This window comes from Brevundimonas sp., assembly GCF_036677305.1.
GTDB lineage: Bacteria > Pseudomonadota > Alphaproteobacteria > Caulobacterales > Caulobacteraceae > Brevundimonas.
On record NZ_JAKFEB010000171.1, the window covers coordinates 1 to 9331 of the forward strand.

The 9331-nt window shown below is 68.7% G+C and carries 8 protein-coding genes; 4 read left to right on the top strand and 4 right to left on the bottom strand.

All coding sequences use genetic code 11. The features are described from left to right. Complete coding sequence (locus tag V6M42_RS09735; protein WP_332678346.1) at nt 1-993, bottom strand: KpsF/GutQ family sugar-phosphate isomerase; 993 nt, start codon at nt 991-993, stop codon at nt 1-3. Between the two features lie 148 nt (nt 994-1141). On the opposite strand from V6M42_RS09735, the gene otsB reads away from it, so the two are divergent. Genes otsB through V6M42_RS09750 form a run of 3 tightly spaced genes read left to right on the top strand, consistent with a single transcriptional unit; the run spans nt 1142 to nt 5167 of the window. Further along, the gene (otsB, locus tag V6M42_RS09740) at nt 1142-1903 is read left to right on the top strand and encodes a trehalose-phosphatase (protein ID WP_442880949.1); all 762 of its coding nucleotides are present in this window, start codon (nt 1142-1144) and stop codon (nt 1901-1903) included. Further along, nucleotides 1900-3684 (top strand): glycoside hydrolase family 15 protein, encoded by a 1785-nt coding sequence (locus V6M42_RS09745; RefSeq protein ID WP_332678347.1) that lies wholly within the window; start codon nt 1900-1902, stop codon nt 3682-3684. Before otsB ends, V6M42_RS09745 begins: the two co-directional genes overlap by 4 nt. Before the next feature lie 43 nt (nt 3685-3727). Next, entirely contained in the window at nt 3728-5167 is a 1440-nt protein-coding gene (locus V6M42_RS09750; RefSeq protein ID WP_332658880.1) for an alpha,alpha-trehalose-phosphate synthase (UDP-forming), read from the top strand. Here V6M42_RS09750 and V6M42_RS09755 read toward each other — a convergent pair. Then, nucleotides 5155-5769 (bottom strand): glutathione S-transferase family protein, encoded by a 615-nt coding sequence (locus V6M42_RS09755; RefSeq protein WP_332678348.1) that lies wholly within the window; start codon nt 5767-5769, stop codon nt 5155-5157. The two genes, V6M42_RS09750 and V6M42_RS09755, sit on opposite strands and share 13 nt — an antisense overlap. Before the next feature lie 147 nt (nt 5770-5916). Here V6M42_RS09755 and V6M42_RS09760 point away from each other — a divergent pair, with 147 nt between their 5' ends. Beyond that, complete coding sequence (locus tag V6M42_RS09760; RefSeq protein WP_332678349.1) at nt 5917-6648, top strand: helix-turn-helix transcriptional regulator; 732 nt, start codon at nt 5917-5919, stop codon at nt 6646-6648. Between the two features lie 84 nt (nt 6649-6732). Here V6M42_RS09760 and V6M42_RS09765 read toward each other — a convergent pair whose 3' ends face one another. Both V6M42_RS09765 and V6M42_RS09770 read right to left on the bottom strand, forming a co-directional pair. Beyond that, nucleotides 6733-7938: an acetyl-CoA C-acyltransferase gene (locus V6M42_RS09765; RefSeq protein ID WP_332678350.1), complete on the bottom strand. Its 1206-nt coding sequence runs from the start codon at nt 7936-7938 to the stop codon at nt 6733-6735. A gap of 119 nt (nt 7939-8057) precedes the next feature. Further along, complete coding sequence (locus V6M42_RS09770; protein WP_332678351.1) at nt 8058-8963, bottom strand: SDR family NAD(P)-dependent oxidoreductase; 906 nt, start codon at nt 8961-8963, stop codon at nt 8058-8060. Nucleotides 8964-9331 lie beyond the last annotated feature (368 nt).

Here is a 9331-nt window from a genome sequence, read left to right on the forward strand (position 1 = left end):
CTAGCCGACGTAGCCGGCCTGCATCAGCTCGGCGATATGGACGATGGCCATCGGCCGGTCGTCCTCGACCACCAGCAGGGTGGCGATCTTGTTCTGGGTCATCAGGTCGACGGCGTCGCTCATGCGGGCGTCGGGGCCGATGACCTTGGGTTTCGCGCTCATGACGTCGGCGGCGGTCAGGCCGTTCAGGTCGCGCGAGAAGGCCCGGCGGACGTCGCCGTCCGTGACGATTCCGGCGAGGGTTCCGTCGTCGGCCAGCACGGCCGCGGCGCCCTTGCGGCCCTCGGTGATGGCCGAGACGACCTCGGCGAAGGTCGCGCCCAGGGGCACGGTGGCGGGCGCGGGCGGGCGGTCGCCCATCCAGTCGCGCACGCTCTGCAGGCTCATGCCCAGCTTGCCGCCCGGGTGGTGCAGGCCGAAGGCCTCGGCGGTGAAGCCGCGCCGGTCCATCAGCACCATGGCCAGGGCGTCGCCAAGGGCCAGGGTCATCAGGGTCGAGGTCGTCGGCGCCAGGCCGTTGGGGCAGGCCTCGGCCACCTGGGGCATGGTCAGGCAGACGGCCGACGAACGCCCGAGGAAGCTGCCGGGCCGCTGGGTCAGGCCGATGACGGGAATGCCCTCGCGCTGGCAATAGATCAGCGGATCGCGCAGTTCGCGGCTCTCGCCCGAGTTGGAAATGGCCAGCAGGGTGACGTCCTTGCGCAGCATGCCCAGGTCGCCGTGGCTCATCTCGGCCGGGTGGACGAAGAAGGCGTTGGTGCCCGTCGAGGCGAGGGTCGCGGCGATCTTGCCGCCGATGTGTCCCGACTTGCCCATGCCGGTGACCACCAGATAGCCGGGGCGCGACAGGATGATGTCGCAGGCGCGGGCGATGCTGTCGTCGAGGCTGGCCTCCAGCGCCTGCAGGGCGGCGATGTTCAGCTGGATCACCTCGCGGGCGCGGGCGGTCATGGCTTCGGCGTTGGCGGGGAGCGGCGGGGCGGCGTCGGTCATGGGCGGGAATTGGCCTATCCGGGCCGGATTCACAACGCCCGGCCCCGCCCGCTTCATGCTGCGCTGCGAAGAAAAGCTTCACCATGAGACAACCAACCGGGCCCCGGCGCGTTCAGCGTGGATGGGGACGTCGAACCAGAACACAGCCGTGACAAAGACGGCCGCCGAAGCCATGCCGCATCTCCCGAACCCGCCCGCCTCGCTGCGCCGGCCTGCGCTGTTCCTCGACATGGACGGGGTCCTGGCGCCGCTCGCCGAGACGCCGGACGCCGTCGTGCCGGACGCCCGTCGCACCGCCGTACTGCGCCGGCTGGCGGAGCGGCTGCAGGGGCGGGTGGCCATCATCAGCGGCCGGACCATCGCGGAAATCGACCGCATCGCCGAAAGCGCCGCGGCCTCAGCCTCGGGGGTTCACGGGCTTGAGCGGCGGCGCGCCGACGGTTCGCTGGACCGCGCCGAGGCCGATCCGGCGGTGCGCGACGCAGTCGCCGCATTTCACAGTTTCGCCCGCAACCGGCCCGGCGTGATCGTCGAGGACAAGACGGTGTCGGCCGGTCTCCACTATCGCCAGGCCCGGGGCGAGGCGGACGCCGTCGCGGCCCTCGCCGAACGGCTGGCCGGGGAGACGGGCCTGACCCTGCAGCCCGGCAACCTGGTGGTGGAGCTGAAGACGCCGGGCACGGACAAGGGCACAGCCCTGGCCGCCTTCATGGCCGAGTCCCCGTTCAAGGGGTCGACGCCGGTGATGCTGGGCGACGACCTGACGGACGAGGACGGCTTCCGCGCCGCCGAGGCGCTCGGCGGGTTCGGGGTGCTGGTGGGGCCGCCGCGCCGGACCGCCGCCCGCCATGGCCTGCCCGACGTGGACGCCGTCCTCGCCTGGCTGGACAGCGTCGAGGAGACCGCATGACCCCGAACCTGGACCTCGCCCCCGTCGGCAACTGCTCCATCAGCGCCCTGATCGACCGCAACGGCCGCTATGTCTGGGCCTGCGCGCCCAGGGTGGACGGGGATCCGGTGTTCTCGGCCCTGATGGACGGCTCCGACCCCGACCACGGATTCTGGGACATCGAGCTGGAGGGGCAGACGGGGGTCGAACAGGCCTATATCCGCAACACGCCGGTCCTGCGCACCGTCCTGACGGCGGAAGACGGCGCGGCGGTCGAGATCATCGACTTCGCCCCGCGCCACCCCAAGCACAGCCGCACCTACCGGCCGCTGGCGTTCGGGCGGATCGTCCGGCCGCTGGGCGGGGCGCCGCGTATTCGCGTGCGCCTGCGTCCCTCCGCCGACTGGGGCGCGCGCCGGGCCGAATCCACGAACGGCTCCAACCATATTCGTTATCTGTGCACCGACGTGACCTTCCGGCTGACAACGGACTGTCCCGTGTCTCACGTCCTGAACGAGCGGGTGTTCCGGCTCGAACGGGCGCACGCCTTCTTCCTCGGTCCGGACGAGGGCTATGATCAGGACGTCGGTCCCGGCGTTTCAGCCGCCCTCGATCGCACCATCGCCTACTGGCAGGACTGGGTCCGGACCCTTTACCTGCCGCTGGACTATCAGGAAGCGGTGATCCGCGCGGCGATCACGCTCAAGCTCTGCGCCTATGAAGAGACCGGCGCCATCGTGGCGGCCATGACCACCTCGGTGCCCGAATTCCCCGAGAGCGGGCGCAACTGGGACTACCGCTACTGCTGGATCCGCGACGCCTACTACGTGGTTCGGGCGCTGAACCGTCTGGGCGCGGTCGACCTGCTGGAAAACTACCTCGGTTATCTGCGCAACCTCGTCGATGCCTCGGGGGGCGGTCACGTCCAGCCCGTCTATGGCGTCGGTCTGGAAGAGGACATCGACGAGCGGATCACCGAAACCGTCGAGGGCTATCGCGGCATGAAGCCGGTGCGGATCGGCAACCAGGCGCGCGAACACCTGCAGCACGACGTGTACGGACAGATCGTCCTGCCGCTGGTCCAGGCCTTCTACGACCAGCGGCTGCTGCGCCCGGGCACGATCGAGGATTTCCACGCCCTGGAGAAGGTCGGCGACCGCGCCTTCGCCATGCACGACCAGGTCGACGCCGGCCTGTGGGAGTTCCGCACCATCGCGCGGGTCCACACCTATTCCTCGGTCATGTGCTGGGCCGCCTGCGACCGGCTGGCCAAGGCCGCGGATCACATGGGGCTGACGGAGCGGGCGATATTCTGGAAAGAGCGCGCGGCGACCATCCGCGACCGGATCGAGAAGGAGGCCTTCGTCGAGGACGAGGGCCGCTTCGCCGCCAGCTTCGGCAACCGCGAGCTGGACGCATCCCTGCTGCAGATGACCGATCTGGGCTTCCTCGACCCCCTCGACCCCCGTCAGGTCGCGACCTTCAACGCCATCGAACGCGACCTGAAGAAGGGGCCCTATCTGTTCCGCTACGTCGAGCCGGACGATTTCGGCGAGCCCGAGACGGCGTTCAACTTCTGCACCTTCTGGTTCATCGAGGCCCTGCATCAGAACGGGCGCGACGAGGAGGCGCGCGCCATCTTCGAGGAGATGCTGAGCCGTCGGACCCATGCGGGACTGCTGTCCGAGGATCTGTCGCTGGGCGACAAGGAGTTGTGGGGCAACTACCCGCAGACCTACTCCCTCGTCGGCATCATCAACTGCGCCGTGATGCTGAGCCGGTCATGGACCGACGCGCGATGAAATCCCGTTGCGAACCAATGACGTGCAGAATCGTTGACCGGCCATGAGCCGCCTGATCGTCGTCTCCAACCGCGTCTCCGCGCCCAAGGACCCCGCCACCGGCTCGGCGGGCGGCCTGGCCATGGCGCTGTCGGCCGCCCTGCGGAAATACGACGGTCTGTGGTTCGGCTGGTCCGGCGAGACGGTCGAGCATTTCACCGGCGAGCTGAAGATGGAGGATCGGGCGGGCGTCACGGTCGCCCTCGTCGATCTGGAGGCCCAGGACGTCGACGAATATTACAACGGCTACGCCAACAAGACCCTGTGGCCGCTGTTCCATCACCGGGTCGACCTGACCGCCTACGAACGGTCGTATGGCGAGGGCTATGAGCGGACCAACGCCCGGTTCGCCGATGTGCTGGCGCCCCTGATCCAGGCGGACGACGTGATCTGGATCCACGACTATCACATGATCCCGCTGGCCCGGGACCTGCGTCGCAGGGGGGTGAAGAACCGGATCGGCTTCTTCCTGCACACGCCCTGGCCCGCGCGGCAGCTGCTGGTCACGCTGCCCCACCACCGGCGGCTTGTCGAAACCATGTTCGACTATGACCTGATCGGATTCCAGACCCGCGAATGGCTGGACCTGTTCCGCGACTATGTGGCGTCCGAGCCCAGCGTCCATGGCAAGCTTCTGCCCAACGACGCCGTGGAGGCCTTCGGCAAGACGGTCCAGACCGGCGTCTTCCCCATCGGCATCGACGTCGACGGCTTCATCGCCGCGCGCAACTCGGTTCAGGGAAACCGGACCTACGACCGGATGGCGGCGTCGGCGGCCTTCCGGTCCCTGATCGTCGGCGTCGACAGGCTCGACTATTCCAAGGGGCTGGAGCAGCGGCTGCTCGGCTACGAGCAGTTTCTGGAGACATATCCGGAGATGCGGGCCGAGGTCCTGCTGCTGCAGGTCACGCCGATCTCGCGCGACGAGGTGGACGCCTATCAGGATATCCGCGGGCGGCTGGACGCGCTGGCGGGCCGGATCAACGGCGAATACGCCGACATGGACTGGCAGCCGATCCGCTACATCAACCGCACCTATCGTCGCGACCAGCTGGCCGGCATCTATCGCGCCGCCCGCGTCTGTCTGGTCACGCCCCTGCGTGACGGCATGAACCTCGTGGCCAAGGAATATGTGGCGGCCCAGAACCCGGACGATCCCGGCGTTCTGGTCCTGTCCCGCTTCGCCGGCGCCGCTGAACAGATGGGCGAGGCCCTGCTGGTCAATCCGTTCAGCCGCGAGGAATTGTCGGACGCCATCCAGCGGGCGCTGACCATGCCGCTGGCCGAGCGCAAGCGGAAGTGGGACTGCCTGATGCAGGTGGTGCGCGACACTGATGTCGGGATCTGGCGCGACGATTTCGTCTCGACCCTGCGCGCCATAGAATGTCCGAGGGACGGCGGCGACCACGCGGCCGCCGCCTCATCCTCCGATCAGGCGGCCTGAACGCTTCCCGGCAGGACGCCGTCCTTCGCCGCGGCCCGCGCATTGGCCGGCCTGTTCAGCGCCCGCTCCAGATAGGCATCGACCAGCGCGCTTTCGGGGACGTATTCGCGCGCCCAGGCCAGCGCCGACGCGATCATCACGTCCACCGCCGTGAACCGCTGGCCCATCAGATAAGGCCCTGTCGCCAGGGCGGTCATCAGGCGTGCGATGGCGGCGTCATACCGGGCCTTCGCATTCGGGTCTGTTTCGGCCGCGCCGCTGATCTTGCCCCAGAAGGCCGGCTCCATCTCGCCCGCCGTCCAGGCCAGCCAGGTGACATAGGCCGCGCGGTCGGACGAACCGACCGGCGCGCCGAGGTTCGTCTCCGGATGCAGATCGGTGAGGTAGAGGGCGATCGCCGCGGACTCGGTGACCAGCGCCCCGTCATGCGCCAACGCCGGAACCTTGCCGTCGGGGTGGGGATTGGCGGGATCGCGGGCGCCCGTCAGGGTCATGGCCCGGAAGATGTCGACGTAGCGGATGTCGTAGGCGACGCCGATTTCCTCGAGCAGCCAGACGATCCGGCCTGAACGCGACTGGGGAGCGTGGAACAGGGTGAGCATGGGCTGTCTCTCCTTCGTTGGCGCGCTATCGCTCGCGACGCGGTCGCTTGCTGCTTGAGCGCGGGCGGCCCCTCGCCGCCGACCTCCCTTGACTACTGCCACCCTGCTGCCAGCATGCTGTCAGCAGCCTTGCGGCAGGGTGGACGAATGAGACGCGCCGACAGACTGTTCCAGATCATCCAGGTACTGCGCCGGTCGTCGAAACCGGTCACGGCCGACGCCATCGCGATCGAGCTGGAGACGTCGAAACGCTCCATCTACCGGGACATCGCCACCCTGATGGGCCAGCGCGTGCCGATCCGGGGCGAGGCGGGCATCGGCTATGTGCTGGACGGCGGCTTCGACATGCCGCCGCTGATGCTGACCTCGGACGAGGTCGAGGCCGCGGTGCTGGGCGCCCAGTGGGTGTCCGGTCGCGGCGACCCCGCCCTGGCCCGGGCCGCCCGCGACCTGATCGCCAAGATCGCGGCGACGGTGCCGGAAAAGCTGCGGCCCGTCCTGCTGGAACCCGCCGTGGCCAGCGCTCCGGTCTGGAAGCACGAGGTCGAGACCCTGGACATGTCGCGGGTCCGGGCCTGGATCCACGCGGGCCGCAAGCTGCGGCTCCATTATGCGGACGAGCAGGGGAATGAGACCCTGCGCGTCATCTGGCCCTGTCTGGTCGGCTATCGCGAGACCAAACGCCTGCTGGTCGGCTGGTGCGAAACCCGGGACGACTTCCGGACCTTCCGGACAGACCGGGTGGTCGAGGCCGACTTCCTCGACGACCGCTATCCGGGCCGTCCCGCCGTGTTGCGCGGCAAATGGTATGCGAAGGTCGCGGCCGAGCACGCCGCCTGGGAGGCGGCGGGCCGGCCGACGCCTCCGGGCGTTTCCTAGTCGATCTCGAACAGGCCGGCCGCGCCGCAACCGAACCGCATCGCGGTTCGGTCACTTTCCTCCGGGCGCAGCTTGCGGCCGTTCTCAGTAGATCTCGAACAGGCCGGCTGCGCCCATGCCGCCGCCGACGCACATGGTCACGACGCCGTATTTCGCGCCCCGCCGCTTGCCCTCGATCAGGACGTGGCCGGTCATCCGGGCGCCGGACATGCCGTAGGGGTGGCCGATCGAGATGGCGCCGCCCGAGACGTTCAGCCGGTCGTTGGGAATGCCCAGCCGGTCGCGGCAGTACAGCACCTGCACGGCGAAGGCCTCGTTCAGCTCCCAGATGCCGATGTCGTCGACCGTCAGGCCGTGGCGCTTGAGCAGCTTGGGCACGGCGAAGACCGGGCCGATGCCCATTTCGTCCGGCTCGCAGCCGACCACGGCCATGCCGCGATAGGCGCCCAGGGGCTGCAGGCCGTGACGCACGGCCTCGCCCGCCTCCATGATGACGCAGGCCGAGGCCCCGTCCGACAGCTGGCTGGCGTTGCCGGCGGTGATGAACTCGCCCTGCTGGATCACCTCGCCCGAACCGAAGACCGGCTTCAGCGACTTCAGCCCTTCAAGGGTGGTGTCGGCGCGGTTGCCCTCGTCCTTCGAGAGGGTGACTTCCTTTTTCGAGGTTTCGCCGGTGGCCTTGTCCACGACCAGCATGGTCGAGGTCATGGGCGCGATCTCGGCGTCGAGCCGGCCTTCGGCCTGGGCCTGGGCGGTGCGCTGCTGGGACTGCAGGGCGTATTCGTCCTGGGCGTCGCGGCTGATCCCGTAGCGCCGGGACACGATCTCGGCCGTCTCCAGCATCGACATATAGATGTGCGGCGCCAGCTTCAGCAGGTCCTCGTCCTTGCCGCGGTACAGGTTCATGTTCTGGTTCTGGACCAGAGAGATGGACTCCAGCCCGCCGCCGACCACCACCTTCTGCTGGTCGAAGATGACCTGTTTGGCGGCCGTGGCGATGCCCATCAGGCCCGAGGCGCACTGGCGGTCGAGGCTCATCCCGGCGGTGGTCACCGGCAGGCCGGCGGCGAGAGCGACCTGACGCGCGACATTGGGCGCCGTCGAGCCCTGCTGCAGGGCCGCGCCCATGATCACGTCCTCGATCTCGGCCGGATCGACGCCGGCCCGGGCCACGGCGTGACGCACCGCGTGGGCGCCCAGCTGCTGCGCCTGGGTGTCGTTGAAGGCGCCGCGATAGGCGCGGCCGATCGGGGTGCGGGCGGTGGAGACGATGACGGCTTCGCGGGACATCGGGGAGGGTCCTTTCTAGTGCGCTATCGCTCGCGACGCGGTCGCTTGCTGCTTGAGCGCGGGTTGTGGCGGGACCCTAGGCGCTTGCCGTCGGGTCAAGGCAAGAGGCCGGCGGTTGATCAGCCCTGGGCGGCCTGGGCCTTCGCCAGTTCGATCATCCCCTGGGCCGGGCCCGCGTCGGGAACGATCTCGCCGGTCCGGTCCGAGATTTCGGCGAAACGGGCGGCCACCTGCTCGGGGGCGTCCTCGCCCACGGCGCGGATGCCCTGGGTCAGGGTCACATAGGCGCGCTCGAACCCGCCGGCTCCGGCCATCAGTATGCAGCGGCTGGGGGCGTCCTCGCTGACCAGATACAGCAGGCCCGGCGACACCGTCTCGGGACCCAGCAGCTCCAGCGGCAGGCGGGCGCCCAGATCCTCGGTCATGCGCGTATGGGCCGTCGGGGCCAGGCAGTTGACCCGGATGTCGTTCTTCGCCCCCTCTATGGAAAGCGTCTGCATCAGGCCGACCAGCGCCATCTTGGCCGCGCCATAGTTGGACTGGCCGAAATTCCCGTACAGGCCCGAGGACGAGGAGGTCATGACGATGCGGCCGTAGTTCTGCTCGCGCATGATGTCCCACACCGCCTTGGTGCAGTTGACCGCGCCCATCAGGTGCACGTCCATGACGAAGCGGAAGTCGTCCAGATCCATCTTGGCGAAGGTCCTGTCGCGCAGGACGCCGGCGTTGTTCACCAGGATGTCGACCCGGCCCCATTCCGCCATCGCCGCCCCGACCATCGCCTGGACGGCGGCGAAGTCGGTGACCGAGGCCGCGTTGGCGATCGCCTCGCCGCCCAAGGCGCGGATTTCGGCCACGACCGATTCGGCCGCGGTGGCGGAACCGCCCGAGCCGTCGCGCGCGCCGCCCAGATCGTTGACCACCACTTTTGCGCCGCGTTTTGCCAGGGCGAGCGCATGCTCGCGTCCCAGACCGCCGCCCGCTCCCGTGACAATCGCCACCCGACCCTCAAATCCAATCGCCATCTCGCGCTCCTCGTGCAGGGGTAAGTTCCTGGCAGACGTGTCGTTTCGGGAAAGCCCCGCGTCAATGTGTTGAAACGGCGCCACAGTCGCCGCATTCGTAGCCAAAATCGGGAACCACGACCGTACATTGTCGTTCGGCCTCGTGAGCGTCCCGTATACATTGGGACTTCGGGCAAACAACGAGCATGAGGGATATGATGAAGGTGAAACTTCTCGCCAGCGTCGCGACGGCGGGGCTGCTTGCAGCCGGCGCTGCGGCGGCTGAGCCGAACGGCTGGTACGGCGCGATTGACGCGGGCTACCACACGCTGGGCGACGTGGAGACGATCTCGCAGACCACGAACGCACAGTTCGACATCGCGACCGAG